Source organism: Duganella flavida, assembly GCF_009857445.1.
Classification (GTDB): domain Bacteria; phylum Pseudomonadota; class Gammaproteobacteria; order Burkholderiales; family Burkholderiaceae_D; genus Rugamonas; species Rugamonas flavida.
In genome coordinates this window covers 124,659-151,586 of record NZ_WWCN01000013.1, presented here as the reverse complement: position 1 = coordinate 151,586, position 26,928 = coordinate 124,659, and the positions used below count along the sequence as shown (strand labels likewise).

Below are 26,928 nucleotides of genomic sequence, written 5' to 3'. Positions count from 1 at the left end.
GCGCACGATGGAACGTATTCCTATTTTGCGCATCGGCGACCTGCTGCTGGTGACGATTCAGGTCGACATGCACGACCGCCTGGCCATGACCTTGCAGGACGACCTGACCGAGCGGATCGTCCGCGATCACGCCAAGGGTGTGCTGATCGACATCTCTGCGCTGGATCTGGTGGACTCCTTCATCGGCCGCATGATCAGCAACACCGCCGCCATGGCGCGCGTGCTCGATGCGGAAACCGTACTGGTCGGCATGCAGCCGGCAGTAGCGATCACACTGGTGGAGTTGGGCCTGACGCTGCCCGGCGTGAAAACCGCCCTCAATGTTGAGCGTGGCATGAAGCTGCTTGGGAAGAATTACAACTGATGCGTAACGGGACACCAGATCTTAGCCGCTACCGCTCGCCCTTGCTTAGCCAGTATGCCGACCGGGCGGACCTGCACCAGCTGCTGCCGCTGGAAACCGACGAGCACGTGGTGAGCGTGCGCAAGGCCGTGCGCGAGCATGCATTGGCTATGAAGCTGAGCCTGGTCGACCAGACCAAGCTAGTGACGGCGGCCAGCGAACTGGCGCGCAATACCATCAAGTATGGCGGCGGTGGCGTGGTGGTGCTGGAGCGCTTGACGGATGGTTTGCGGAGTGGGCTGCGGCTGGTGTTTGCCGACGACGGCCCCGGCATTGCCGATATCGCGCTGGCGCTGCGCGACGGCTACACCAGCGGCGGTGGCCTGGGTTTGGGACTGGGCGGCGCCAAGCGCCTGGCCGATGATTTCAATATTGATTCTCGCCCCGGCGAGGGCACTGCGGTAGCGATTATCAAATGGAAAATCTAAGCAGTTCGCTGGATCCGGCTGAATGGATCGCGATCCAGCATGCGGCCGATGTCGGCGCCGCGCGCCGCAGTGGCCAGGCCTTGGCCGACCGGCTCGGCATGAGCGAGACGCGCATTGGGCAACTGGCGCTGATTATTACTGAAGCCGCCACCAACATCCTCAAGCACGCTGGCGAGGGCAGCATGCTGGTCTCGGTCGCCAACTATGGCGGCAGGCGCTGCGTCGAAGTGCTGGCCTTCGACCAGGGCCCGGGCATCGCCAATCTGCAGCAGGCCATGACAGACGGCGTCTCCAGTGCCGGCACGGCTGGCACCGGGCTGGGCGCGATCCGCCGTCTGGCGGACCAGTTTGACGTGTATGCCCCCATGGGCAAGGGCACGCTGCTGTTCGCGCGCTTGTGGCGCGACGCCGCACCGGCCAGTTTGCCGCTCCGCTACGGCGGCGTGTGCCAACCGATAGCGGGCGAGACCGAGAGCGGCGATGCCTGGGCCGTGCTGCCGCGGCAGGACGGTATTACCATGCTGGCGGTTGACGGCTTGGGCCATGGGCCGGAAGCTGCCAAGGCCGCTGCTGCTGCCGTCGCCACCCTGAAGGCTACGCCGGCGCAGCCACCGGGCCTGCTGGTGGAGGCGTGCCACGCGGCGCTGCGGCCAACGCGCGGCGCGGCGCTGGCGATCGCCACGCTCAATCCGGCGACCCAGCAACTGGCGTTTGCCGGCATCGGTAACATCATGGCCAGCATTTATGTCGACGGCGCGCGCCGCCAACTGATGTCGCATAACGGCATCGTTGGCCATAACGTGCGCAAGGTGCAGGAGTTGCAGTTTCCTTGTCCGGCGGGCTCCCTGGTGGTGCTGGCCAGCGACGGCATCAGCACGCAGTGGGATCTGGCGCAGTATCCGGGCCTGCTCGCGCGTGAACCTGCCATGATCGCTGCCGTGCTGCTGCGGGACCACGGACGCCGGCGCGATGATGCCAGCGTGCTGGTGCTGGCCATGCCGGGGAGCCCATGATGCCTTTCGTGCGCCTGCTCCAGGTTGGCATCGATAGCGCCCCGGACGTGGTGGCGGTACGCCAGCGCGCGCGCCAGATTGCCGGCATGCTGAATTTCGGCGTGCAGGATCAGGTGCGGATAGCCACCTCGGTGTCGGAAGTGGCGCGCTGTGCCTATGGCCGGCTGACCGGTGGACGCGCGACCTTTGCCGTCAATGTGCAAACCAAGCTGCCGCAGCTGCGCGTGATCATCACCGCTGAAGGCGCGTCGCGCGCGCCGGCCACTGCCGAGAGCGACGCCGGCGTGCCGCAGCTGGAGCTGGCGCTGGTCACCGCGCAGCGCTTGATGGATGAATGCAGCATTGTCAGCGCCACGCCGACCGCCCTGAACGTGGTGATGCACAAGACGCTGCCACTGCTGGCCCAGGCGCCATTGGATCTGGCCGAGATCGGTGCGCAGCTGGCCAGCATGCCGGTGCAAAGCACCTACTCGGAAATCGAGCAGCAAAACCGCGAGCTGGCGCAGGCGCTGGCCGAACTGCGCGAGCGCCAGGACGATTTGCTGGAACTGACGCGCGAGCTGGAGGACACCAATCGCGGCGTGGTGGCGCTGTATGCCGAGATCGAGGAAAAAGCCGAGCGCTTGCGCAAGGCCGATGAGATGAAGTCACGCTTTCTGTCGAATACCAGCCACGAGCTGCGCACGCCGCTGAGTTCGATCCGGGCGCTGTCCCAGCTCTTGCTTGACCGCATGGATGGCCCGTTGACGGCGGAGCAGGAGCGGCAGGTGGCGTTTATTTCCAGCGCGGCCGGCAGCCTGTCGGAGCTGGTGAATGATTTGCTGGACCTGGCCAAGATCGAGGCTGGCAAGGTCGAGTTGAGTATGGCGCCGATCGATGTCGGCCAATTGTTCAGCGCCTTGAAAGGCATGCTGCGACCGCTGACCCGTGATGCCCGGACTGAGCTGATATTTGCCGAGCCGGGGCCGGTCACGCTGGTGTCGGACGAAGGCAAGCTGACGCAAATCCTGCGCAATTTCATTTCCAATGCGCTCAAGTTTACCGAACAGGGACAGGTGCTGGTCGAAATGCAGGACGTGCTCGATGGCCGCGTGACGTTTGCCGTCACCGATAGCGGCATCGGCATCAGCCCGGACAACCAGCAATTGATCTTTGAAGAATTCAGCCAGGTCGCCCATCCCTTGCAGCGCCGCGCCAAGGGCACCGGGCTGGGGCTGCCGTTGTGCCGCAAGCTGGCCACGCTGCTGGGTGGCGAGGTGGATGTGCGCAGCGCCGAAGGCGAGGGTTCGACTTTTTACCTGCGGCTGCCCGCCACCGCACCATGACTCAGGGACACCGCCATGGCCAATAGCGACATTTTGATACTCAATGTAGACGACAACGATGGCGCGCGCTACGTCAAGACCCGCATCCTGCAAAGCGCCGGCTTTGAGGTGATTGAGGCCGCCAACGGCACCGACGCGCTGGAACTGGCGCGCAAGGCCAAGCCGGCGCTGGTGCTACTGGACGTCAAGCTGCCTGACATCAGCGGCATCGAAGTGTGCCGCCGGATTAAGGACGATGTGGCGACCTGCACGGTGCTGGTGTTGCAGACCTCGGCGGCATTGATAGGCCGCGACGACAAAATCCGCGGCCTCGACGGCGGCGCCGATAACTACCTGGCCGCGCCGATCGAAGCGGATGAACTGATCGCCAATGTCAATGCGCTGCTGCGCCTGCAGCGTATCCAGACCGAGTTGCGCAACAGCGAAGAACGCTTCCGCCAGCTGACCGACAATATTGATGACGTGTTCTGGATGTTCAGCCTTGGCGAGCGCCAGCTGCTCTACGCCAGCCCGGCCTACGAGCACCTGTTTGGCCGCGCGCTGGCGCATTTGCAGCAGTCGCCGGATGACTGGGCGGCAGCGGTGCATGGCGACGACCGCGCGCTGGTGCTGGCGGGCTGGCTGGGCGTGCTGGAGAACGGCCATTACGATCAGGAGTACCGGCTGGCGCTGGATGGCCAGGTGCGCTGGGTGCGCGACCGTGCTTTCCTGGTGCGCGACGACCAGCAGCAGCCATACCGCATCGCCCGCATTACCAGCGACATCAGTGGCCGCAAAAACATGGAAAGCCTGCTGCGGGCGGCGGACGACAACAAGAACGACTTCCTGGCGACGCTGGCGCACGAACTGCGCAATCCGCTCAGTCCGATCCGCAACGCGGTCATGTTGATGAATACGGTGCCCCAGGCCGACGGCGAGGCACACCGCAAAGCGCGGGAGGTGATCTTGCGCCAGGTCAGCCATTTATCGCATCTGGTTGATGATCTGCTGGACGTGGCGCGGATCTCGGAGGGTAAGCTGACGCTGCGGTATCAGGACGTGACGCTGCATGCGGTAGTCGAACCCGCCGTTGAAACGGTCAAAGCGCTGATCGACGCCCGGCATCACACGCTGACGGTGACGCTGCCGCCGCATCCGGTGCAGGTGCATGGCGATCCGGTGCGGCTGTCGCAAATCATCGGCAACCTGTTGCACAACGCGGCCAAATTCACCGATCCCGGCGGGCGGATTGCGCTGGTCGTGGCGTTGCCGCAGCCGGAGCGCTTGCGCATCACAGTCAGCGACAATGGCATCGGCATCACCTCGTACAATCTGGCGCGGATTTTTGACATGTTTGCGCAGGGCGCAGCGACCCAGGACCGGGTGCATGACGGGCTCGGCATTGGTTTGTCGCTGGTGTCGACGCTGGTGGAGATGCATGGCGGTACAGTCGAAGTGCAGAGCGCCGGCATCGGCAAGGGCAGCACTTTTATCGTAGAGTTCCCTTTGCAGCTGGGCGCTACGCCGGCGGCAGGAGCGGCCAACGCCGCGTCGCTCACGCCGGCGGGACTGCGCTTGCTGCTGGTCGATGATAATGCCGATTCGGTCGGCGTGATGGGCGAGCTGCTGCTGGCCCTGGGATATGAGGTGTACATCGCGCACAATGCTGCCGAGGCCATTGCGCTGGCGTTGGCCCATCATCCGGACACCGCATTGCTGGACGTGGGCTTACCGGGCGTCGATGGCTACGTGCTGGCGGGCATGCTGCGCGCGGAACCTGCGCTGGCCGGGATGCGCCTGATCGCCCACACTGGCTACGGCTCTAGCGAAGACCGCGAGCGCAGCCGTGCGGCTGGCTTTGATATGCATCTGGTCAAGCCTGCCAATTTTGACGATCTGGAGCGGGCGCTGCGGCCTGAAGTTGCTGAAGCAGTAGTGCGTTGAGGATAGCGGCGCCGGCGGCGGTGTTGTCGAAGATGCACCAGCCATCGCGGTGGGCCAGCCACGCGGCCACGCTCTGCAAGTAGGCCTCGTCGTAGGTGGAATAATAGATGCGTGGGCTGCCGTGAAGGCGGACGTAGCTCTGATCCGTGGTGGCGATGTACGGCCCCGGCTGGCCGGCTGGTGGATCGGCTATCACGCGGGTGATGTGGTGCGCGTGTAGCAGGGCGGTCGCTTCGTCGCTGAACCAGCTGGCGTGGCGCGCTTCGCAGGCCAGCATGCAGCCGAAGTGCTCGTGCAATTGCGGGAAGACGCGTTCGGCGGCAACGGTATCGAGGCGCAGGCTGGGCGGGAGCTGTACCAGCACGCAGCCGAGCTTGTTGCCCAGCGCACCGGCTTCGGCCGCAAATTGGCCGATCAGAGCGGAGGCATCCTGCAAGCGCCGCTCGTGCGTGATACTGCGCGGCAGTTTGACCGAGAAGCGGAAGTCGTCCGGTACGCTGGCTGCCCAGCGCGCGTACGTCTGCGGCTTGTGGGGGCGGTAGAACGAAGAATTGATTTCGACCGCATTCAGCACGGCGGCATAACGCTCCAGATGGCTGCCGGCGCCGTCAAACGCGGGCGCCGCCTCGCGGCTGATGCTCCAGCCGGCGCAACCTAATCGCGTCAGAGTCATATAATGCGCCTGTCCCGTATTTTTGAAAGATGGTCCGATGAATCTTAAACGTTATGCCATATTTGCCGCTGCACTGTTGCTGGCGGCCTGCGCCACCCTGATCGGCCCGCGCGAGGTGAACTTGCCGCAAGAGAAGCTGCAAGCCAGCCTGGAGCGCAAATTCCCCATGCACCAGCGTGCCTTGGGCGTGTTTGAAGTCGAGCTGAGCCATCCACGGCTCGACATCCTGCCGGATAGCGACCGTGTGGCGCTGACCTTTGATCTGGGCGTGACGCCGCTGCTGGCGCGCCAGTCCTGGCATGGCAGCATGCTGGTGTCGGGCCGCTTGCGGGTGGACAGCATGCGTAATGCCATCTACATCGCTGATGCGCATGTGGACCGCTTCAACGTCGAAGGCGTTGATGAGGGCAAACAAAACCAGCTGGCCAGCGTGGCCAACCTGCTGAGCGACAAAGTGATCCGCGACATGCCGGTGCACACCTTCCGCCCGGAAGAGCTGCGCTACGCCGGCGTGCAATTCGTGCTGACCGGGATCGACACCCGCCCCGGCGCGCTGGTCGCCAAACTCCAGCCCGCCCAATAATAATCCGGGGTCAGTTCTGCCAATCGCACACGGGCTCATGTACCAATGGCAGAACTGACCCCGAATTTCGCGGCGGCCGGCTGCATTTCGCGCCGGGCTGGCGCATTTCGTCGCATGCTGGTCCGGCTGGCGTTCGCTGCAGGCATCATGGCTCCATCGAAACTTACTTAACGGAGCAAATCATGATCAGCCAAATCCTCGCACATACCCCGTTCTACGTTTGGGCCCTGCTGGCCTTCCTGCTGTATCGCGGCTACCTGGCCTCGCAAGACCGTGACATCTCGCTGCAGAAACTGGCCATCATCCCCGGCGTGATGCTGGTGCTGGCGCTGACCAGCATTAACCCGCACGGCGTACTGGGCGAAGCAGTCTGGGCCGCTTGGGCAGCAGGCGTGGCGGTGGCGGTGGCGCTGGTCTGGAGCCTCAGCAAAGGTGAAATCAGTGTTAATCGCGCCGCCGGCACGGTGTTTCAGCGCGGCAGCTGGGCGCCGCTGATGCTGATGATCGCTATCTTCATCACCAAGTACACGGTGGGCGTGATGACGGCCATGCATCCTGAAGTGGTGCACAGCTTGCCGGTATCGCTGGGTGTGACTGTGCTGTACGGCCTGTTCAACGGTGTGTTCATCGGCCGCCTGTCCCGCTACGCTGCTGCCTACCTGCGCCAACCGGCTGGTGTCGTCGCCTTGTGATGCCCGGGAATAGCTTCTACAATCGTGTCATTCTTTTATTGTAGAGGCGGTGTATGTATATTTTCGGTATCGGATTGCATGTGCTGGTGGCGATCTTCTTCGCCATCCATGCGATCCGCAGTGGTAAAGAGCTGTACTGGGTGATGATTTTGTTTTTCTTCCCCGGCCTCGGCAGCATCGTGTATTTCTTCGCAATCTATCTGCCGGATTCGAAACTGCAGCACGGCGCCCGCAAGGCGGTGAGCGCCGCCGCCAAGACGTTCGATCCGGGCCGCGCCCTGCGCGAAGCGCGCAATGCCTACGATTTCACCCCAACCGCCCAGAACCAGATGCGTTTGGCTGCAGCCTTGCTGGCAGCTGGTAACGCGGAGGAGGCGGCCAGCACCTACGAAGCTTGCCTGCAAGGTCCATTCTCCGGCGATCTGGAAATCCGCTACGGCGCAGCACAGGCCAGTCTGGCCAGTGGCAAGGCCGAGGCAGCACTGGCGCATTTGCAAACCATCCGCAGCGCTGACGGCAGATTCCGTCCCGAACAAATCTCGCTGCTGCTGGCGCAAACTTACGCAGCCACCGGCCGTCACGATGAAGCGCGTACCGAGTTTGAATATGCGCTGAGTCACTACAACAGCTTTGCCGTGCAAGCCGAGTTCGCCATCTGGGCGGCCAGCGTGGGCGATGCGGCCCGCGCCGAGCAACTGTACGTGGAGTTGAAGCATACGATGGACCGTTGGGCGCGCCACACACGTGACCTTAACCAGCAACTGGTGCGCCGCCTGAATACGGCGATGTCCTCGATTAATCGCTGAGTTTATTTGGTGGGTTTGCTGTGGCCGGGATTGTTGGTGCCACCGGTCGCAGCAATCGCCTGGTTCAGCTTGTTCATCGTTTCCTGTGACACGTCGCGGCTGCAGACGATGTGGCGTTTCATCCCGGCCGGCATGTCCGGCAAGTCATAGCGTACGACGGACTGGCTGGCCTTGTTCTTCGCGCTGAAAAATTCCCAGTCCTCGCGGTCGGCGAACATGAAGGACGCGCGGCCCACAGTCAGCATGCGCAGCATTTGCGTGGTCTCCACGGTGCGGCTCATGATCTGGTTCTTGCTGGTCTTGATCATCGCATCCAGCGCTGGCCCATAGGACACGCCTTCCACTGCACCCAGGGTTAGCGTCGGATCGGTCAGCAGCGAGGCCAGCGTGGTGTGCGCTTTCACGCGGTTGGCCATGCCCGGCGCGATCAATACGGTGTGCGGCAAGTCTTCGTGGAGGGGCTGGCTATATTGCGCAACGGCCTCGCGTTCCGGCAAACGGTACCAGCTGATCGAGCAGTAATTGGTGGCGCCGTGCTGGAAGTTGGCCCAGATCCGTTTTTGCGGTTCGTTGACGAAACGTACCGTCAGTCCGGCGCTATCGAACACGCTACGCGCGCGCTCCAGCAAAAAGCCTTTGGCCATGCCGTCTTCGGTGTAGTGGTAGGGCGGTTTGTCGCGCCAGGCGACGGTGAGCGTTGCTGGCGCAGACCACGCCGCGCCGCTGAACAGGGCGCTGCACAATCCGGCAAGCAGCGCGCGCTGGTTCATGATGGGATGACTGCGCCGTTGAGGTCGTAGCGCGTAATGGCGCCATCGTCGGTGATGGCGATCCAGCCGCCGCGCGCTGGTGTCGATTCCGGTTCCCAGTCCGGCAGCACGTAGCGGCGTTTGCCTTCGTCGAGCTGGTGCAGGGCGGGGCGGTGGGTGTGACCGTGGATCATGACTTCAGCGCCGGTCTCGGCAAACACATCGAGGATGGCTTGCGGCGTCACGTCCATGATGTCGTAGGATTTGCCGCTTTGCTCTTTGCGGCTGTCGGCGCGCAGGCCGGCGATGATGGCCTTGCGTTGCGCCAGCGGCATGGCGGTGAATTGGGCCTGCCACGCAGGCTGCCGCACCATGGCACGGAATTCCATGTACTTGGTGTCCTGGGTGCACTGGGCGTCGCCGTGCAGCACCACCACTTTATGGCCGCCGATTTCGGCCACCCACGTTTCGGGCAGCAGGATGACGTTGGCCTCTTCGGCAAAGCGCGCTCCGACCAGGAAATCGCGGTTGCCGGCAATCCAGTAGATCACCACACCGGCATCGCTGACAGCGCGCAGCGCCGCCACGATGTCGGCGTGATACGGATCGGTGATGTCGTCATCACCGGCCCAATACTCGAACAGGTCGCCGAGCAGATACAGTTGCTGCGCGTGCCGCGCATGCTGCTCCAGGAAGTCGAAAAACGCCTTGCTGGTGGCAGGATGCGCAGGCTGCAAATGCAGATCGGAGATGAACAGCGCGCAGACTTCGCTCATAGCTTAGTTGCTACCTTAAGCAGCCAGTTCGATGCTTTCGATGACCACGTCTTCCGACGGCACGTCAGCGAACATGCCGCTGCGGGTGGTTTTGACTTTCTTGATGGCGTCAACCACATCGGTGCCTTCCACGACTTTGCCGAACACGGCGTAGCCCCAGCCGTCCTGGCCTGGGTAGTCCAGGAAGGAGTTGTTTTTGACGTTGACGAAGAACTGGGCCGATGCCGAGTGTGGCGCCGAGGTGCGGGCCATGGCCAGGGTGTATGGCTCGTTTTTCAGGCCGTTCTTGGCTTCGTTTTCCACGGTGGTGTCCGCTGGCTTTTGTTTCATACCTGGCTCGAAACCGCCGCCCTGGATCATGAAGCCGTCGATCACGCGGTGGAAGATGGTGTTGTTGTAATGGCCGGCTTCCATGTAGGCCAGGAAGTTGGCAACCGACTTAGGCGCTTTTTCTGCGTCCAGTTCTGCGGTCATGGTGCCGAGGTTGGTTTTGATGATTACTTTGGTCATTTTGTTATCCTGAATGGTTAATTGAAAACGGCAAGGCCGCTATTTTACTGTTTCGGCTGGATCGGTGTCTTCAAAATCGTGGCGGACTTGACCACGATAGGAATCACCGGGATGTTCTGGAAGATGCCTTTGTCGTCCACCAGCACGGCCTTGATCTTGTCGACCGTCTCGAAGCCTTTGACGACCTTGCCGAACACGGTGTAGCCGCCGGAGCCGTCCGGGCCCGGGAAATCGAGCGGGGTGTTGTCTTCGACGTTGATGAACCATTGCGACGTGGCCGAGTTCGGATCGCCCATGCGCGCCATCGCCAGCGAATACTTCACATTGCTCAGGCCGTTTTTCGATTCGATCGGCACCGGTTTGCTGGTCGGCTTGCCCTTGAGTTTTTCGTCGTAGCCGCCACCCTGGATCATGAAGCCGTCGATCACGCGGTGGAAAATCGTGCCTTTATAGAAACCAGACTTCACATAGCTGATGAAATTGTCGACCGACTTCGGGGCTTTCTCGTGGTTCAGCTCAACGACGATATCGCCCATCGTGGTTTTGAGCTCGACCTGTTGGACAGTCGGGGCGGCCAGTACGGCGGCAGACAAGCTCAGGCCGGCGAGGGCGGTCATCAGTTTTTGGTACATCGGTCATCCTCTGGTGAGTGTTAGATAGGCAAAATCCCGTTACAGATGAAGCCTATGCTGTTTTTATCAATGCTATACTTATTCCATTCTACCCCTTAGAAGGTAGAAACAAGAACATTCCCAAGGTTCCCCCAGGCTCACGATGACGACAGGCGCATACGCCGCGCCGGGTCATCGTATTGTCTGTGGACCCAGCAAAACGCAAGAGTCCGATGAGCAATTTAAAGATTTACAACACGCTGGCGCGTGACAAGCAAGTATTCGTACCGATCGAACCGGGCAAGGTCCGCATGTATGTGTGCGGCATGACCATCTACGATTACTGCCACATCGGCCACGCCCGCATGATGATGGCGTTCGACGTCATGTACCGCTGGCTGCTGGCTTCCGGCTACGAGGTCACCTACGCCCGCAACATCACGGACATCGACGACAAGATCATCAAGCGCGCGGTCGAGAACGGCGAGACTATCTCGCAGCTGACCGGCCGCTTTACCCAGTACATGGACGAAGACACCACCGCGCTTGGCATCCTGCCGCCAACGCTGGTGCCGCGCGCCACCGAGTACGTGCCGCAAATGCTGGCGCTGATCGAGAAGCTGGAATCGAAACAACTGGCCTACCAGGGTGAAGACGGCGACGTCAATTTTGCCGTGCGCAATTTTGACGGCTACGGCAAGCTGTCGGGCAAGTCGCTGGATGACCTGCGCGCCGGCGAGCGCGTGGACGTCAACACCGGCAAGCGCGATCCGCTCGACTTCGTGCTGTGGAAAGCATCGAAAGAATCCGAGCCGGAAGAGGTGAAGTGGGATTCCAAGTGGGGCAAGGGCCGTCCGGGCTGGCACATCGAGTGCTCGGCCATGTCGTGCGAGCTGCTGGGCGAACACTTCGATATTCACGGCGGCGGCGCGGACTTGCAGTTCCCGCACCACGAGAATGAAATCGCGCAATCGGAAGGCGCCTCCGGCCACGCCATGGTCAATTACTGGGTGCACAACGGCTTCGTGCGCGTGGATAACGAGAAAATGTCCAAATCGCTGGGCAACTTCTTCACCATCCGCGACGTGCTGAAGAAGTACGACGCTGAAGTGGTGCGCTTCTTCATCCTGCGCGCCCACTATCGCAGCCCGCTGAACTATTCGGACGCACACCTCGACGACGCGCGCGGCGCGCTGACCCGCCTGTACACCGCGCTGGACGGCGTGGAGGGCGATGGCCTGCCGCTAAATTGGAAAGAAGAGCACGCCGCCCGCTTCGCCGAAGCGATGGACGACGACTTCAATACGCCGCTGGCGGTGGCCGCGCTGTTCGATCTGGTCACCGAGCTGAACAAATCGAAATCGCCAGTACTGGCGCGCCAGTTGAAAGGCCTGGCTGCCGTGATCGGTCTGCTGGACCGCACGCCGCAGCAATTCCTGCAAGCGTCGGTCGGCGGTGAGGGCGGTGATGATGCCGCCATCGCGGAAGCCATCCTCAAGCGCGCGGAAGCCAAGAAAGCCCGCAACTTCGCCGAATCGGACAAGATCCGCGCGGATCTGCTGGCGCAAGGCGTCATCCTCGAAGACAAGCCTGACGGCACCACCAACTGGCGCCGCGCATAACATGGTCATCGCCAAGGATAACGAGGCTGTGGGCGGAGTGCCGCCATATTGGGAGGAAGCCAAGCTTGAGCTCATGAAGCGCGACCGCATCATGAACAAGCTGATCCCCCAGTTTGGCGACCTGCATCTGCGCGGCCATCACGATCCTTTTACCACCTTGGCGCGCTCCATCGTCGGCCAGCAGGTGACTGCCAAAGTGGCTGACGCCGCCTGGAAAAAGCTGCTGGCGATCAGCCCGAAATGCACGCCGGCGCAGATCATCAAGGCGGGCGCCGAAGAGCTGTCCGCTTGCGGCCTGTCCAAGCGCAAGACTGAATACATCCTCGACCTGGCCGACCACTTCAAGAACAAACGCGTCCACACGGCCCAGTGGGACCAGATGGACGACGAAGCGGTGATCGCCGAACTGACCCAGATCCGCGGCATCGGCCGCTGGACAGCCGAGATGTTTTTGATATTTAATCTGCTCCGGCCGAACGTTTTACCGCTGGATGACCCCGGTTTGATCCAGGGCATTAGCCAGAACTACTTCTCCGGCGAACCAGTCTCGCGCAGCGATGCGCGCGAGGTGTCGGCCAATTGGGAACCCTATCGTACGGTAGCGACATGGTATTTATGGCGTAGCCTGGACCCGGTTGCTGTAGAATAGATACTCTAATCGCTGCGCGAGGCCTTTTTGTGCCCGTCACAAGCGGGCAAATGAAGCAACTGAGCCGCGGCTGAGAATAAACACGGAGGTACAATGACCAAAACGACTTTCCTCAATTTTGAGCAACCAATTGCTGAACTCGACGGCAAAATCGAAGAACTGCGCTTCGTGCAAGACGATTCCGCTGTCGACATCTCTGAGGAGATCGACCGCCTGGCGAAGAAAAGCCAGCAGCTGACCAAAGACATCTACGCCAAGCTGACGCCATGGCAAGTATCGCAAATCGCGCGTCACCCGCAACGTCCATATACCATGGACTACGTGAACGAAATCTTCACCGACTTCCACGAACTGCACGGCGACCGCACTTATGCGGACGACTTGTCGGTGGTCGGCGGTCTGGCCCGCTTCAACGGCCAGGCTTGTATGGTGATCGGCCATCAAAAAGGCCGCGATACCAAAGAACGCGCACTGCGTAACTTCGGCATGCCGAAGCCGGAAGGCTACCGCAAAGCCATGCGTCTGATGAAGCTGGCTGAGAAGTTCGGTATTCCAGTGTTCACGTTTGTGGATACGCCGGGCGCCTTCCCAGGTATCGACGCGGAAGAGCGCGGCCAGTCGGAAGCGATCGGCCACAACCTGTACGTGATGGCGGAACTGAAAGTGCCGCTGATCGCTACCATTATTGGTGAAGGCGGTTCTGGCGGCGCGCTGGCGATTGCCGTGGCCGACCAGGTCATCATGCTGCAATACGCGACTTACTCGGTGATTTCGCCGGAAGGCTGCGCCTCGATTCTGTGGAAGACCTCGGAGCGTGCTGCGGATGCAGCGGAAGCGCTGGGCCTGACTGCGCACCGCCTGAAAGCGATTGGCCTGATCGACAAGATCGTGACCGAACCGCTGGGCGGCGCGCATCGCGATCCGAAGCAGATGGCGACCTTGCTGAAACGCGCGCTGGCCGACTCGCTGCGCCAGTTCCACGGCATGAAAACCAAAGACCTGCTGGAAGCCCGTCACGAAAAGCTGATGAGCTACGGTAAGTTCAAAGAAACCACGCCGCAGGAATAACACACTCAGCATGGGCCCCGGCTTCCGCCGGGGTGACGAACCGTCGCACCGGCGAACGCCGGTGCCCATAGAACACCACCGGGAGCCCGCATCAGCGACGCTCCCGGTTTGCATTTTCGGAGCCACAATTGAAGCAGCAAAAGCCAACCATCGAGTCCACGTTTAACAGCGCCGTCAGCGCCGCGCACGCACAGGCAGGCGAGGGCGGCGCCCCGCGCATCGCCGTCGCGCTCAGCGGCGGGCTGGACTCGTCGGCCCTGCTGCACCTTGCCCACGCCTACGCGCAAGCGCATGGCGCCACGCTGCACGCCTTCCACGTCCACCACGGCATGAGCCCGAACGCCGATGCCTGGCTGGCCCACTGCGAGCAGCAATGCGCCGCATTGAACGTACCGTTCGCCGCCCGCCGCGTCCAACTGCAAGACACCAAAAAATCCGGCACCGAAGCCGCCGCCCGCAAAGCCCGCTACGCAGCCTTGGGTAGTCTGTGCGCCGAGCACAACGTCCAACTCCTGCTAACCGCGCACCACCTCGACGATCAAGCCGAAACCGTCCTGCTGCAACTGCTGCGCGGCTCCGGCCCGGCCGGCCTGTCCGGCATGGACGCTGCCAACACCGCCGCTAGCCTGCTGCAAAACGCCAGCCTCATCATGGCCCGCCCGCTGCTACAAGCCTCGCGCAAACAGCTGGAAAGTTACGTCGCCCAGCACAGCATCAACCACATCCACGACGAATCCAACGACGACCCGCGCTACGCCCGCAACGCGCTGCGCCACACTGTGATGCCGGCGCTGGAGCAGCACTTCCCTGGCTTCCAGGAGCGCTTCGCCCGCAGTGCGCATCACGCGCAATCGGCGACCCGCCTGCTGACCGAGTTGGCGGAACAAGATCTCGCCACTGCGCTGGACGGCGACCAGCTCGATATCAGCAAGCTGCGCGCCCTGAGCCAGGACCGCGCCTACAACCTGCTGCGCCACTGGTTCGCCACGCGCGGCTACAGCATGCCAAGCACCGCCTGGCTGGCCGAAATGCTGGCCCAGCTACTGGAAGCCAAATACGACGCCCAACTGCTCGTTACGCACCCCGACTGCCACGTCCGCCGCTACCGCGATCGCCTGCACCTGACGCCCAAACTGGAAGACCTCGAAGGCACACGCGAAGACCAGTTCGACGACAAGCCCGGCACCGACTTCATCTGGAGCGGCGAGGCCGAACTGGCCTTCCCAGCCTACGGCGGTATCCTGCATTTCGAGCCCGCCGAAGACGGCCTCGATTCCGATTGGCTGCGCACCCAAAAACTGGTGATCGAATTCCGTCGTGGCGGCGAAAAGCTCAAGCTCGCCCCGAACCGTTCCACGCGTCCGGTCAAATATCACTATCAGGCGCTGAACATCCCCGCATGGGAGCGCAGCCGCCTGCCGGTGGTGAAAAGCGCCAAGGATTTGCTGTTCGCGGCCGGCATCGGCATGGACTGCGCGCATGTGGATAGCGGAGCAGGGCGCATCCGCTTGCGCTGGCAAGCTGTCTAGACATCAGGGGCTTTCTGCCGAATTTTGTATGTAGATATGTCTATTGAGTATGACTTTATGAGTTTTTCGACTTGTTATTTTGCATTGCGACATGTAGAGTTAAGGGTTCCATTTACCTTTATTTGAGCGGAAAACTCACTGTTATGGCTTTAATCGTGCACAAATATGGCGGTACGTCGATGGGTTCGACGGACCGTATCAAGAACGTCGCGCGGCGTGTCGCCAAGTGGCATGACGCCGGGCACCGCATTGTGGTGGTTCCATCAGCAATGTCGGGCGAGACCAACCGCCTGATCGGCCTGGCCAAGGAAATTCAAGCCCAGCCAGACCCACGCGAACTGGACATGATCGCCTCGACCGGCGAACAAGTGTCCGTCGGCCTGCTGTCGATGGCACTGCAAGCGATAGGCAAGAAGGCCGTGGCCTACGCCGGCTGGCAAGTCGCGATTAAAACCGATTCCGCTTACACCAAGGCCCGTATCCAGTCGATCGACAACGACAAAGTCAACCGCGACCTGGACGACGGCAAAATCGTCATCATCACCGGCTTCCAGGGCGTGGACGACGAAGACAACATCACCACGCTGGGCCGTGGTGGTTCGGACACCTCGGCCGTGGCAATTGCCGCCGCCATGAAAGCCGATGAATGCCTGATCTTCACCGACGTTGACGGCGTTTATACGACCGATCCGCGCGTGGTGTCGGAAGCGCGTCGCCTGAAAGCCATCACTTTTGAAGAAATGCTGGAACTGGCGTCGCTGGGCTCGAAAGTGCTGCAGACCCGTTCGGTCGAATTCGCCGGTAACTACCGCGTGCCGACCCGCGTTCTGTCGTCGCTGACCGACCCGATGCTGGACATCGAAGAAGAAGCCAACTCCGGCACCCTGATCTCGTTTGAGGAAGATACACACATGGAACAAGCAGTCATCTCCGGTATCGCGTTCAACCGCGATGAAGCCAAAATCACCGTGCTGGGCGTGCCAGACCGTCCAGGCGTGGCTTACCACATCCTGGGCCCGGTGGCCGATGCCAACATCGAAGTCGACATGATCATCCAGAACCAGTCGGTGGATGGCAAGACTGACTTCACCTTCACCGTGCCACGCAACGACTTCCAGCCAGCGCTGGACGTGCTGAACGGCACCAAGGACCAGCTGGGCGCGGCCAGCATCACCGGCGACGCCAAAGTGTCGAAGATCTCGGTGGTCGGCGTAGGCATGCGTTCGCACGTGGGTGTGGCGTCGAAAATGTTCCGTACCTTGTCGGAAGAGGGCATCAACATCATGATGATCTCGACCTCGGAAATCAAAATTTCTGTGCTGATCGACGAGAAATACATGGAACTTGCCGTACGTGCGCTGCACAAAGCGTTCGAACTGGAAAAGGCATAAATTTTTCAAAAAAACCGTTGTAGTTGCCTTGACCAAATGGATCACGGTCTATACTATGGCGGTCGTCTGCTTCACGGCAGACATAGTTGAGCAATCGACTAGGAGACGTGGCCGAGTGGCCGAAGGCACATCCCTGCTAAGGATGCATACGGCTTATACCTGTATCGTGGGTTCGAATCCCACCGTCTCCGCCAGAACAAACAAAAAAGCCTCCCGCAAGGGAGGCTTTTTTGTTTGTGTTTGTTTGTGTTTGTTTGTGTCTTGACCAATCGAACACCACCCTATACTATGTTGCTCGTCGCTTCGGTGCTTACTGAAACGACATAGTTGAGCAATCGACTAGGAGACGTGGCCGAGTGGCCGAAGGCACATCCCTGCTAAGGATGCATACGGCTTATACCTGTATCGTGGGTTCGAATCCCACCGTCTCCGCCAGTACACTAAAAACCCGCTTCGGCGGGTTTTTTCATTTCCGCGCCAATCGGGCGCCGGGCTGATTTCCAAACTGCCAGAATAAACGCCGAGGCAACCTGCAAGGTCTCTGCGCCCCATACGTTGCTTTGATATCCATCCCATTATGCGAGGACACATTGCGACTTCCACTCATCCCCCCAAACCAACTCACTCCTGAGCAAAAGACCCTGTACGACAGTATGCGCAAGGGCATTGCCAGCAACTTCAACGCCTTCAAGGTCGAAAACGAAGACGGCGCCCTGATGGGGCCCTGGAATCCGTGGCTGCACGAACCCGGCATCGGCAAGGCGATCTGGGACCTGACCTTGGCCATGACCGCCAATGCCGTCTTGCCCGACAACGTGCGCCAGATTGCGATCCTGGTGGTCGGCGCCCGTTATGACGCGGCCTATGAGCTGTATGCCCACATTGCCGTCGCCGAAAAAGAGGGCATGTCGGCCGAGCGCCTGTCCGCACTGGTAGCGGACCTGAAACCGGCCGACCTGTCGAAAGAAGAAAACGTCGCCTTCGACTTCTCCTACGCCTTGTGCCGCGGCGGCACGCTGCCCGAACCGCTATACCGTCTGGCCATCGCTACGTTCGGCCAGCACGGCACCAACGAATTGATCTACCTCGTCGGCCTGTATGCGCTGGTATCGACCACGCTGAATGGCTTTAACGTACCGGTGCCGGAACGTGAATAAGCGCGATCCTGCTGTGGCGCGCGACGCCCGCATCGCGCCGGCCAGCCGGGCCAAGTCCGAGTTCGGCAGCGTGGCGCTGGTGCTGCAAGGTGGCGGCGCGCTGGGCGCCTACCAGGCCGGCGTGTATGAACGCTTGCTGGAAGAGGGCATCGAGCCCACCTGGTTGTCCGGCATTTCGATCGGCGCCATCAACTGCGCCATCATTGCCGGCAACGCTAGGGAAAACCGGGTCGCGCGGCTGCGTGAATTCTGGGAGCTGGTGAGCGATTGCGAAAGCGGCGTGTCGGGCGTCTGGACCGGGCAGCCGATGGTTGACGCCGCCCGGACGTGGGTGAATCAGCTGGCCGCGCTCCGCGCATTTGCGCTGGGCGTGAATGGCTTTTTCGAGCCGCGCATGCCGCCACCATATTTGCTATGGAACGGCGGCGGCGCCACCAGCTACTACGATACGGCGCCGCTGCGCGCCACGCTTGAGCGGCTGGTCGATTTCGACCGCATCAACGCCGGCGAGACGCGCCTGAGCGTTGGCGCGGTCAACGTCCGCACCGGCAATTTCGCCTACTTCGATAACGCCTCCCACCTGATCATAGGGCCCGAGCACATCATGGCCAGCGGTGCCTTGCCGCCGGGCTTTGATGCCGTCCAGATCGGCGACGAAAAGTATTGGGATGGCGGCATGGTGTCTAACACGCCGCTCGACTGGGTGCTGTCCAACAGCTCCGGGCTGGATACCCAGGTGTGGCAAGTGGACTTGTGGAGTGCGCACGGCGAGCTACCGAGCGACCTGGCCAGTGTCGCCACGCGCATGAAAGAGATTCAGTACTCCAGCCGCACGCGTGCCGCCACCGACTCCCTGCGCAAAGTGAAGAAATTGCGGGCCGCGCTAAGCGAGCTGCTGGCTGTGATTCCGGCCGAGATTGCGGCCTCGCCGCAAGCCCAGCTTCTGGCGGCAGCAGCAGACGCCACGCGCTACAACATCGTTGAACTGGTGTACCGCTCGGCGACCTACGAAGGGCAGTACAAGGACGTGGAGTTTTCGCGCCGTACCATGAACGAGCATTGGCAGGCCGGCTACAGCGATGCCGACGCCACCCTCGCGCACGAAGAAATTATGAAGTTACCGAGCGTTGAAAACAACCCAGCCGTCTTCGATTTCCTCACGAAGCCGGCTCAACCTATTTAAAGGGATCATCATGAATATTCAAGACAAAGTTGCTGTCGTCACCGGCGCGGCCAGCGGTATCGGCAAGCAGATCGCCACCGTCTATTTCCAGAATGGCGCCAAGGTCGTCATCGCCGACCTGAACCTCGAGCAGGCGCAGGCGGCTGCCCGTGAGCTCGATCCATCGGGCCAGCGCGCAATTGCAGTGGCGATGGACGTTACCAATGAAGAGCAGGTTGAGGCTGGCATCGCCGCTGCAGCGGACAAGCTGGGCGGGATCGACATCCTGGTATCCAACGCCGGCATCCAGATCGTGGCGCCGATCGAATCCTTCGAATTCGCCAACTGGAAGAAGATGCTGGCGATCCACCTGGATGGCGCCTTCCTGACCACACGCGCTTGCCTGAAGCGCATGTACGCGCAAAAACGCGGCGGTAGTGTGATCTATATGGGCTCAGTGCATTCAAAAGAAGCCTCGGTGCTGAAAGCGCCATACGTCACCGCCAAGCATGGCTTGATCGGCCTGGCCAAGACAGTGGCAAAAGAGGGCGCTGCGCATGGTGTCCGCGCCAACGTCATTTGCCCCGGCTTTGTGCGCACGCCGCTGGTGGAAAAGCAGATACCGGAGCAGGCCAAGGAGCTGGGCATCACCGAGGCGGAGGTGATCAAGAACGTGATGCTGAAGGAGACAGTCGACGGCGAATTCACTACAGTAGACGATGTGGCGCAGACGGCGCTGTTCTTGGCGGCGTTCCCGAGCAATGCCCTGACCGGGCAGTCGATCGTGGTCAGCCACGGCTGGTTCATGCAGTAGTGCGCCCCGCGACTTAGCCCCTTACCTCCCAGTTGTGGCATACTGCCGCGCTTTGGTGTTCAAAGAATGCCATACAAGCCATAGGCACAACCGGTCCACAAGACCTGTTCAAAACAATAGTGGAGGTAGCTGTAGTGAGTCTTTTTAGAACCAAGGATTTCGATGCCATGCGCGCGGCCAGCGCCACTGGCGGCCTGAAAAAAGTGCTGGGTCCGGTCGATCTGGTGTTGATGGGCATCGGCGCCATCGTCGGCACCGGCATTTTCGTGCTGACCGGCAGTGGCGCAACCACCGCCGGCCCGGCGTTGGCATTGTCGTTTGTGGTGGCGGCGTTTGCCTGCGGTTTCGCCGCACTGTGCTACGCCGAGTTCGCCTCCATCCTGCCGGTGGCGGGCGGCATTTACACCTACAGCTACGCCATCCTCGGCGAACTGGTGGCGTGGATGATCGGCTGGGACTTGATTCTTGAATATGGCTTGGTGACCTCCGCCGTGTCAGTCGGCTGGTCCGGCTACTTCCAGTCGCTGCTGAGCGGCTTTGGTTTGCACATCCCGGTCGCACTGTCGGCTGCGCCGGGCGCGATTCCAGGCGTGACGACCTTCTTCAACCTGCCTGCCTTTGTGATCATGATGCTGCTGACCGTCATGCTGTCGCTGGGCGTGCGCGAGTCGGCGCGAATCAACAACATCATGGTGGTGGTGAAGATCAGCGTAGTGCTGCTGTTTATTTTCGTCGGCGTGCGCCACGTGGCGCCGGCTAACTGGCATCCGTTCATGCCGTATGGCGTGAATGGCGTGATGAGCGCTGCGGCGCTGGTGTTCTTTGCCTTCATCGGCTTTGATGCCGTCACCACGGCGGCGGAAGAGGTGAAAAATCCGAAACGCGACCTGCCGATCGGTATCATCGGCTCGCTGGCTGTTTGCACCGTGCTGTACGTGATCGTGACTGTCATCATGACCGGCATTGTGCCGTTCACCCAGTTCAAAGGCATAGACCACCCGGTCTCGCTGGCGCTGCAATTTGCCGGTGAAAACTGGTTCGCCGGTTTCGTCGACCTCGGCGCCATCCTCGGCATGAGCACCGTGATCCTGGTGATGGCCTTCGGCCAGAGCCGCGTGCTGTACGCCATGTCGCGCGACGGCCTGCTGCCGAAAAAACTGTCGGCGTTGAACGGCGCTGGTACGCCTATCGTGGCGACCTGGCTGGTTGGCATCGTGTTCGGCCTGCTGGGTGCGCTGGTGCCGCTGCAGGTGCTGGGCGAACTGGCGAATATCGGCACGCTGGCGGCGTTCTGCCTGGTGTCGCTGGCCGTAATCGTGCTGCGCAAGCAGCGTCCTGACCTGCCGCGTGCCTTCCGCTGCCCTGGTGTGCCGGTGATTCCGGTGCTGGCCATCCTGTTCTGCGGCGCGCTGATGATCTTCCTCAGCGCCGTGACGTGGATCGCCTTCACCGTGTGGCTGCTGATCGGCTTGGTGGTGTATTTCACCTACGCCCGCCATCATTCGGCCTTGAATCAGGCCAATTAAGCAAGGCTGGATACGACTATTGGCGTGTTGTTTTAGTTGCAGGCTGATAGTTGTTTTTATTTCACTTGAGTTGATCTTATCGGCAGCACCAACATGGTAGGCTTTAGCGCGGCTAATGTCGGCATCAGCGGCAATGTGGCGTCGGTGAACTGGAACGGCCTGAGCTTCACTACCGATACCCGCGTCGTGCTGAATATCAGCGCCGTGCCGGAACCAGCTACCTATGGCATGCTGATGGTTGGCCTGGGCCTGCTGGGCGTTGCCGCCCGCCGTCGCCAGTCGTAATTCACAGCTTCAATTTAGAATTTGTGGAGCACGCCAATTCCAAGGCCCGAGGGATCCTGTCCTGCGGACAGTCCCGCGATGGGATTGGCGGATAAGTTGTATGCCGCATTGCGCCCGTTGCGCACGCGCGTGTAGGCGGCCCACAACTCGCTGCGCTTGGACAGCGTGTAGCCGTAACCGGCCGCATATTGCAGCGCGCCCGAATCGGCGCCCGGCCGTACGATGCCGCCAACGCTGATAGCAGCATTGCCGCGCGCATTGAATGCCTTGGCGACGGAGGCCCGTAGGATATGGCGTCCGTTGGTGTGCGTCGCCGCCAGCTGCATCGCATTGCGGCGCAGATGTGTGGTGGCAGTCGGCTCGTAGCGCAGGTATTCCCACGCCGCGCGCAGGCGCGTATCGCCGATGCTGTAGGCGGCGCCGATCTTGTGGCCAATATCCGTGGTGCCAGCGGCGAAGTAGTCCTTGTGCTGTTCAACGCCATAGGCCAGGTACAGCGGCCCATTCTCATACGTGACTAGTCCGGACGCCATGCCGGGATTGGCGGCGCCGCTGGCTTCCTCGCGCGCGCTGACCGCAACGCGTGCATTCCAGCCTTGATACTCTGGCGTGAAATACTGCAGCAGATTTTTCTGACGGCGGTCGAATGACGCCGGCGCGATGGCATTCGCCGCCGTGGTAAAACCATTGCCCATGATGGCGTTGGATGCAAAGATCCCCGCCGTGAAAGGATCGATCGCATAGACCGACACAAAGCGGTAAGGCGACTCCCATATCCCCAGCATCACCTGGCCAAAACCTGCGCGCACGCCAACTGCCGTGTTGCGCGTGAAGTCGCCGCCACCGCCGGTATCCACCGCCACCGGCATTTCGATCTGAAACAGCGCCTGCATGCCGCCGCCCAGATCTTCCGTTCCGCGAAAACCCAGCACCGATAAATTATTCGACACGCGCTGCGTGCGCACGCCTGCGGCCTGCACGGTTTCGGCGTCGACCTTGAGGAAGCCGTAGATGCTGACGTTATCGCTGGCTGCCAGCGCAGGCAGGCTCAAGGCGAGCAGGGTGAGAGGGAATGCATGGCGCTTCATGGTCGGTCTCCGGTGGTCATTATTTCGGCATCATAAAACGGCTGTCTCTATATGTATACATTTAAATAAAAGCGTATACATTAAATTCGGGCCTTCGTACAATGGCCGGGCAAGTCTTATCACTACTATGGAGAGCACCATGAGCACCAAGCTACGTCACATCGCTTTGTCCGTTCCCGACCCCTGGAAGACGGCGGAGTTTTACATTCAGGCTTTCGGTTTCAAAAAGGTCGGCGAGACCGATTCCTCGTTGGCGCGCGGCGTTTATCTGAGCGATGGCGTGATGTCGATCGCGCTGTTGAACTACAAGAGCGACCAGGCGGCGGGCGAGGATCGCGGCAAGGATTTCGTCGGCTTGCATCACATTGGCATGTGGGTAGACGACATCGCCGCTGCGCGCAAAGATGCTGAAGCGGCGGGTGGTACGTACTACATGGGCGAGGTGCCGGTGAAAGGGAATATCTTCTACGAAGTGAAGTATCGCGATCCGAATGGCGTCATCTTCGACCTCACGGATCACGGCTGGGGCGGCGCGGTGAAGGATGTGGAGGCGGCTGGCGCTACAGGTCCGGCGCTGCGCCATCCGGACCTGAAGGCCGACCGTACCGGCATCAATTAAGCGTTAGCACATGGCGCAGCGGCCGGCCTTCCAGGCAGGCCCGGATGTTGTAGAGCAGCGCATCATGCTGCGCCTGTTGTGCTTCCGGAGAGCGGCCCGAGATGTGGGGCGTGAGGATCAGCGTATCGAGTTGTGTGGCATCGGCAGGGATGGCCGGCTCATTTTCGATGACGTCGAGGGCCGCGCCGGCAATGCGTTTCTGCAGTAGCGCTTCGATTAGCGCGGCCGTATCGACCACGCTACCGCGCGCGATGTTGATCAGGAAGCCTTGTGGACCAAGGGCCTCCAGCACTTCTTTGTTCACCATGTGGCGCGTGGCTGCGCCGCCGGGGCAGGCGAGGATCAGGTAGTCGCTGTCACGCGCCAGCTCTGGCAGATTGTTCACGTAGCGATAAGCTGCGTCGGGCCGCGCGTGGCGCGCGTGGTACGCAATCTCCATATCAAAACCTTCCGCCCGGCGCGCAATCAGCGCGCCTATATTCCCCATGCCGACAATGCCGAGGCGCTTGCTATGTATCGCTGGCCGCGCGGCGCGGTGGCTTAGCCACTTGCCTTGCTTCACCGCGCGATCCAGCAGTGGCAGGGCGCGCGCGCTGGATAGCATCAGCGCCATCGCATGATCGGCAACGGAGGCGTTATTCACTCCCGGCGCGTGTGTGACGGCGATGCCACGCGCATGTGCCGCTGGCAGGTCCACATTCTCATAGCCCGCACCGTAGCAGCACACCAGCTGCAAGGAAGGCAGCGCATCCATCTGCTGCGCGCTCAGGCCTGTGCTGCCATTGGTGATGGCGATGCGAACCTCGCCGACGCGCTGTGGCGTGTGCCGAGCCAGCGGCCAGCGTGACTGCAGATCCGCCACAAACGGCGCAGCCATTTCTATCAAGAGCAGTAGCTCCATGAACGTCTCCTTTTGATGTGATGTGAAGATTTTTACACATTCATCTTGCTATGTATACGGATAATACATACTGTATACCTTAATTCAATAACGAGGAGATGATGCATGTGGCACGCAATCGCAAGTTATGATCACACCGTAGGCAAGGGCGGCACGCGGCTGGCATTGGTGGCGGAAGACCATCGGCTGTACGACGTGGCGCAGTTGATCGAAGCTGGTGCGCTGGGCGAAGGTGGTCCGCGCCTGGCGCCGGATCTGGGCAGCGCTTTGCAGAATTGGGAGGTCAACGCCGCGTTACTGGAACAGATGTCGCGCGCGCTGCCACCGCTGCTGGCCAGTGGCCGCGTGGCGCCGCTGGTGGAGCAGTCCTACCGGTTGTGCGTTCCTTACACGCCGGGTCGCATCTTCGGCGCCGCGTCCAACTTTTATGAACACGCACGCGAGATGGGCACAGAGTTGGCGCCGCGTACCGAGAGCATGCCGTTCTGTTTCATGAAGGCGGAGACCAGCGTCACCGCCACCGATACCGACGTCGTCATGCCGGCCAGTACGGAAAAGCTGGACTGGGAGGTGGAGCTGGGCGTCATCATCGGCAAGACCTGTCGCAATGTCAGCGTGGAGCAAGCCTACGATGTCATCGCCGGCTACACGGTGTTCAACGACGTCACCGCGCGCGACCTGAATCGCCGCAGCGACTATCCGTTCAAGCATGACTGGTTCCGTGGCAAAAGCCACGACACTTTCGGCCCGATGGGGCCATGGGTGGTACCGCGCAGCTGCATCGAAGCGCCACAAAGCCTGCGCCTGAAACTGAGCGTCAACGGCGAGATGATGCAGAACGATACCGCCGATGCGATGATCTTCAACATCGCCGAGCAGATCGCCTACCTGTCCGGCATGTTGACGCTGAAGCCGGGCGACTTGCTGGCCACCGGTACGCCGGCCGGCGTCGGCATGGGCCGAGAGATCTATCTCAAACCTGGCGATGAGATGATCGCCTCCATCGAGAAGATCGGCAGCATCCGCAACCGCGTGGTGGCAGCATGAAGCGCGCGCACCGGTTCATACGGCGTGCGGTGACGACGTCGCTGGCACTGGCCATGCTGGCGGCGCAGCCGGCAAGGGCGGCGGACGCGGTCCGCTTCAATCTGGCCTGGCTGCCGCAGGGCAGTACCAGCGGTGTGCTGATCGCCATCGCCAAGGGCTATTACACCGAGGCGGGACTGGATGTCAGCGTCACGCGCGGCTACGGTGGGCAGCGTACCGTCAACGAAGTCGATCAGGGCTTGTTTGAATTCGGCTACGGTGACCCGATCAGCGTAATGCTGAACCGTGCGCAGGGCGGCAAGACGGTGATGGTGGGGGCGATCAATACGCGCTGGCCGGGAGCCTTGTGCTATGTCGACAAACCAGGCCGCAAGATCAAGACCATCGCCGACCTGAAAGGGATGGTGATCGGTGGTGGCGCCGCATCACCGCTGCACAATGTGATTCCCGCGTGGTTGCAGGCCAACGGGCTGCCGGCCGATTACGTCAAGCTGCTGCGCCTCGATCCCGCCGTCATCAACACCGCCTTCCTGGACGGCAGCATCGACCTGGCGGAATGCTGGGAAGGCGCCAACAAGCCGGTGCTGGAGAAGATGGCGCAAAAGAACGACATGAAGATCGGCGTGCTGCGCTACCGCGATTTCAATCTCAATTTGTACGGCAATGGCATTGTCACCAGCGAAAAGCTGATTGCGGCGAAGCCGGAAGTGGTGCGGCGCTTCATGCAGGCCACCTATCGCGGCTATGAGTTCCAGTCGAAGAATCCGCAGGAAGCGGTGGCGCTGGTGGCCACCCAGCAGAAGCTGATCGACCGCACGGTGCTGCGCCAGCAGATTGAAGAGACCACGGTGCTGATGCAGGCGCCGGAAGCCGCCGGCAAGAAGCCGGGCTGGATGCAGGAGGAACGCATGCAGTCGACGGTGGACTTCGTGCACAAGGCCTTCAACGTCACCACCAGCGTCAAACCTTCCGATATCTATACCAATCGATTCGTCGACTAAAAAACAAGACGGACATGGAGACAAGCATGGAAAAACTACGACCAAAAAAACTCGGACACCTGGTGCTGATGGTGCGCGACATTCAGAAATCGGCGCGCTTCTATACCGAGGTGGTGGGCCTGCAGGTATCGGACTGGATTTCCGACCAGATGGTGTTCCTGCGTGCTGGCGAAGACCACCACGATCTGGCGCTGTCGCAGATCCCCAGGGATGCCGAAGGCTTCAACGATCTGCCGCATTACGGCCGGCCGGGCATGGAGCACTTCTCCTATCTGGTGGAAGACCGCGCGGAGATCGATCGCACCGTGAAGGTGCTGCAGGAACATGGCATCGAAATCGTGCGTGGCATCGGCAAGCATGGTCCGGGCGAGAATCTGTTCCTGGTGTTTAAAGACCCGGATGGAAACAACGTCGAGGTGTATTGCGAGATGACGCAGATCCCGCCGGGCAGCGACTACCGCCCGCAGGTGTGGGAACGGAACATCGACTCCTTCGACCAGTATCGCTTCAAGCACTTTGTGGTCGCACCGCCGCAAGCGGTGATCGACGCAAAGTCTGGCAAACACTGAACGGAGGC

Annotated in this window: 29 protein-coding genes and 2 tRNA genes; 24 read left to right on the top strand and 7 right to left on the bottom strand. The window is 61.2% G+C overall.

Annotated features, from left to right (window positions below):
- The first annotated feature begins 7 nt into the window (after positions 1 to 7).
- The 5 genes from GTP46_RS20310 to GTP46_RS20290 are packed head-to-tail and all read left to right on the top strand — an operon-like array spanning position 8 to position 5,092.
- Positions 8 to 364, top strand: coding sequence for an STAS domain-containing protein (locus tag GTP46_RS20310; RefSeq protein ID WP_161008444.1), 357 nt, complete (start codon positions 8 to 10; stop codon positions 362 to 364).
- On the top strand, positions 364 to 831 hold the full coding sequence (locus GTP46_RS20305) for an anti-sigma regulatory factor (RefSeq protein WP_161008443.1): 468 nt from the start codon (positions 364 to 366) through the stop codon (positions 829 to 831). Before GTP46_RS20310 ends, GTP46_RS20305 begins: the two co-directional genes overlap by 1 nt.
- Positions 819 to 1,844 carry an ATP-binding SpoIIE family protein phosphatase gene (locus tag GTP46_RS20300; protein ID WP_161008442.1) on the top strand — a complete coding sequence of 342 codons (1,026 nt, stop codon included), beginning with the start codon at positions 819 to 821 and terminating at the stop codon, positions 1,842 to 1,844. The genes GTP46_RS20305 and GTP46_RS20300 overlap by 13 nt, the downstream gene beginning before the upstream one ends.
- Positions 1,841 to 3,169, top strand: a complete 1,329-nt coding sequence (locus tag GTP46_RS20295; RefSeq protein WP_161008441.1) for an ATP-binding protein — start codon at positions 1,841 to 1,843, stop codon at positions 3,167 to 3,169. Before GTP46_RS20300 ends, GTP46_RS20295 begins: the two co-directional genes overlap by 4 nt.
- A gap of 15 nt (positions 3,170 to 3,184) precedes the next feature.
- On the top strand, positions 3,185 to 5,092 hold the full coding sequence (locus tag GTP46_RS20290; protein ID WP_161008440.1) for a hybrid sensor histidine kinase/response regulator: 1,908 nt from the start codon (positions 3,185 to 3,187) through the stop codon (positions 5,090 to 5,092).
- Here the strand turns inward: GTP46_RS20290 and GTP46_RS20285 are convergent.
- Positions 5,022 to 5,765, bottom strand: a complete 744-nt coding sequence (locus GTP46_RS20285; protein WP_161008439.1) for a DUF72 domain-containing protein — start codon at positions 5,763 to 5,765, stop codon at positions 5,022 to 5,024. The genes GTP46_RS20290 and GTP46_RS20285 overlap by 71 nt on opposite strands.
- A gap of 37 nt (positions 5,766 to 5,802) precedes the next feature.
- Between GTP46_RS20285 and GTP46_RS20280 the strand changes: the two genes are divergently transcribed.
- The 3 genes from GTP46_RS20280 (at position 5,803) to GTP46_RS20270 (ending at position 7,846) form a co-directional block, all read left to right on the top strand.
- Positions 5,803 to 6,348 (top strand): DUF1439 domain-containing protein, encoded by a 546-nt coding sequence (locus GTP46_RS20280; protein WP_161008438.1) that lies wholly within the window; start codon positions 5,803 to 5,805, stop codon positions 6,346 to 6,348.
- A gap of 182 nt (positions 6,349 to 6,530) precedes the next feature.
- Positions 6,531 to 7,040 carry a DUF6622 family protein gene (locus GTP46_RS20275; RefSeq protein ID WP_202414361.1) on the top strand — a complete coding sequence of 170 codons (510 nt, stop codon included), beginning with the start codon at positions 6,531 to 6,533 and terminating at the stop codon, positions 7,038 to 7,040.
- A gap of 53 nt (positions 7,041 to 7,093) precedes the next feature.
- Positions 7,094 to 7,846, top strand: a complete 753-nt coding sequence (locus GTP46_RS20270; protein ID WP_161008437.1) for a tetratricopeptide repeat protein — start codon at positions 7,094 to 7,096, stop codon at positions 7,844 to 7,846.
- A 2-nt stretch (positions 7,847 to 7,848) separates the two neighbouring features.
- Here the strand turns inward: GTP46_RS20270 and GTP46_RS20265 are convergent, their stop codons facing one another.
- Genes GTP46_RS20265 through GTP46_RS20250 form a run of 4 tightly spaced genes read right to left on the bottom strand, consistent with a single transcriptional unit; the run spans position 7,849 to position 10,513 of the window.
- A complete protein-coding gene (locus tag GTP46_RS20265) occupies positions 7,849 to 8,616 on the bottom strand; it encodes a substrate-binding periplasmic protein (protein WP_161008436.1) in 768 nt (255 codons plus the stop codon).
- Positions 8,613 to 9,371, bottom strand: coding sequence for a UDP-2,3-diacylglucosamine diphosphatase (locus tag GTP46_RS20260; protein ID WP_161008435.1), 759 nt, complete (start codon positions 9,369 to 9,371; stop codon positions 8,613 to 8,615). The genes GTP46_RS20265 and GTP46_RS20260 overlap by 4 nt, the downstream gene beginning before the upstream one ends.
- A gap of 15 nt (positions 9,372 to 9,386) precedes the next feature.
- Positions 9,387 to 9,881, bottom strand: coding sequence for a peptidylprolyl isomerase (locus GTP46_RS20255; RefSeq protein ID WP_161008434.1), 495 nt, complete (start codon positions 9,879 to 9,881; stop codon positions 9,387 to 9,389).
- Between the two features lie 44 nt (positions 9,882 to 9,925).
- The gene (locus tag GTP46_RS20250) at positions 9,926 to 10,513 is read right to left on the bottom strand and encodes a peptidylprolyl isomerase (RefSeq protein WP_161008433.1); all 588 of its coding nucleotides are present in this window, start codon (positions 10,511 to 10,513) and stop codon (positions 9,926 to 9,928) included.
- Between the two features lie 212 nt (positions 10,514 to 10,725).
- Here GTP46_RS20250 and cysS point away from each other — a divergent pair, with 212 nt between their 5' ends.
- The 12 genes from cysS (at position 10,726) to GTP46_RS20190 (ending at position 21,695) form a co-directional block, all read left to right on the top strand.
- Complete coding sequence (gene cysS, locus GTP46_RS20245) at positions 10,726 to 12,114, top strand: cysteine--tRNA ligase (protein ID WP_161008432.1); 1,389 nt, start codon at positions 10,726 to 10,728, stop codon at positions 12,112 to 12,114.
- A gap of 1 nt (position 12,115) precedes the next feature.
- Positions 12,116 to 12,763 carry a DNA-3-methyladenine glycosylase family protein gene (locus GTP46_RS20240; protein WP_161008431.1) on the top strand — a complete coding sequence of 216 codons (648 nt, stop codon included), beginning with the start codon at positions 12,116 to 12,118 and terminating at the stop codon, positions 12,761 to 12,763.
- Positions 12,764 to 12,856: 93 nt separating this feature from the next.
- Positions 12,857 to 13,831, top strand: coding sequence for an acetyl-CoA carboxylase carboxyltransferase subunit alpha (locus GTP46_RS20235; protein ID WP_161008430.1), 975 nt, complete (start codon positions 12,857 to 12,859; stop codon positions 13,829 to 13,831).
- Between the two features lie 128 nt (positions 13,832 to 13,959).
- A complete protein-coding gene (gene tilS / locus GTP46_RS20230; RefSeq protein WP_161008429.1) occupies positions 13,960 to 15,360 on the top strand; it encodes a tRNA lysidine(34) synthetase TilS in 1,401 nt (466 codons plus the stop codon).
- Between the two features lie 143 nt (positions 15,361 to 15,503).
- Complete coding sequence (locus GTP46_RS20225; RefSeq protein WP_161008428.1) at positions 15,504 to 16,751, top strand: aspartate kinase; 1,248 nt, start codon at positions 15,504 to 15,506, stop codon at positions 16,749 to 16,751.
- A gap of 101 nt (positions 16,752 to 16,852) precedes the next feature.
- Positions 16,853 to 16,945, top strand: a tRNA-Ser gene (locus GTP46_RS20220).
- A gap of 148 nt (positions 16,946 to 17,093) precedes the next feature.
- Positions 17,094 to 17,186: transfer RNA gene (locus tag GTP46_RS20215), tRNA-Ser, on the top strand.
- Positions 17,187 to 17,404: 218 nt separating this feature from the next.
- Positions 17,405 to 17,908, top strand: a complete 504-nt coding sequence (locus GTP46_RS20210) for a carboxymuconolactone decarboxylase family protein (protein WP_229259035.1) — start codon at positions 17,405 to 17,407, stop codon at positions 17,906 to 17,908.
- Complete coding sequence (locus GTP46_RS20205; RefSeq protein WP_371869707.1) at positions 17,901 to 19,091, top strand: patatin-like phospholipase family protein; 1,191 nt, start codon at positions 17,901 to 17,903, stop codon at positions 19,089 to 19,091. The genes GTP46_RS20210 and GTP46_RS20205 overlap by 8 nt, the downstream gene beginning before the upstream one ends.
- Positions 19,092 to 19,101: 10 nt before the next feature.
- Complete coding sequence (locus GTP46_RS20200) at positions 19,102 to 19,884, top strand: 3-hydroxybutyrate dehydrogenase (RefSeq protein WP_161008425.1); 783 nt, start codon at positions 19,102 to 19,104, stop codon at positions 19,882 to 19,884.
- A 134-nt stretch (positions 19,885 to 20,018) separates the two neighbouring features.
- Positions 20,019 to 21,410, top strand: coding sequence for a branched-chain amino acid transporter BcaP (gene bcaP / locus GTP46_RS20195; protein WP_161008424.1), 1,392 nt, complete (start codon positions 20,019 to 20,021; stop codon positions 21,408 to 21,410).
- Between the two features lie 93 nt (positions 21,411 to 21,503).
- The gene (locus tag GTP46_RS20190) at positions 21,504 to 21,695 is read left to right on the top strand and encodes an FxDxF family PEP-CTERM protein (RefSeq protein ID WP_161008423.1); all 192 of its coding nucleotides are present in this window, start codon (positions 21,504 to 21,506) and stop codon (positions 21,693 to 21,695) included.
- Between the two features lie 14 nt (positions 21,696 to 21,709).
- On the opposite strand, the gene GTP46_RS20185 is transcribed toward GTP46_RS20190, so the two are convergent.
- Positions 21,710 to 22,783, bottom strand: coding sequence for a porin (locus tag GTP46_RS20185; RefSeq protein ID WP_161008422.1), 1,074 nt, complete (start codon positions 22,781 to 22,783; stop codon positions 21,710 to 21,712).
- Positions 22,784 to 22,922: 139 nt separating this feature from the next.
- Between GTP46_RS20185 and GTP46_RS20180 the strand changes: the two genes are divergently transcribed.
- Positions 22,923 to 23,402, top strand: a complete 480-nt coding sequence (locus GTP46_RS20180) for a VOC family protein (protein ID WP_161008421.1) — start codon at positions 22,923 to 22,925, stop codon at positions 23,400 to 23,402.
- Here GTP46_RS20180 and GTP46_RS20175 read toward each other — a convergent pair.
- Positions 23,395 to 24,303 (bottom strand): 2-hydroxyacid dehydrogenase, encoded by a 909-nt coding sequence (locus GTP46_RS20175; protein WP_161008420.1) that lies wholly within the window; start codon positions 24,301 to 24,303, stop codon positions 23,395 to 23,397. The genes GTP46_RS20180 and GTP46_RS20175 overlap by 8 nt on opposite strands.
- 105 nt (positions 24,304 to 24,408) lie before the next feature.
- Here GTP46_RS20175 and GTP46_RS20170 point away from each other — a divergent pair, with 105 nt between their 5' ends.
- From GTP46_RS20170 to GTP46_RS20160, 3 genes are read left to right on the top strand one after another with little or no spacing between them, the layout of a single operon-like run.
- A complete protein-coding gene (locus tag GTP46_RS20170; protein WP_161008419.1) occupies positions 24,409 to 25,350 on the top strand; it encodes a fumarylacetoacetate hydrolase family protein in 942 nt (313 codons plus the stop codon).
- Positions 25,347 to 26,351, top strand: coding sequence for an ABC transporter substrate-binding protein (locus tag GTP46_RS20165; RefSeq protein ID WP_161008418.1), 1,005 nt, complete (start codon positions 25,347 to 25,349; stop codon positions 26,349 to 26,351). Before GTP46_RS20170 ends, GTP46_RS20165 begins: the two co-directional genes overlap by 4 nt.
- Before the next feature lie 26 nt (positions 26,352 to 26,377).
- Positions 26,378 to 26,920: a VOC family protein gene (locus GTP46_RS20160; protein ID WP_161008417.1), complete on the top strand. Its 543-nt coding sequence runs from the start codon at positions 26,378 to 26,380 to the stop codon at positions 26,918 to 26,920.
- The last annotated feature ends 8 nt before the right edge of the window (positions 26,921 to 26,928 follow it).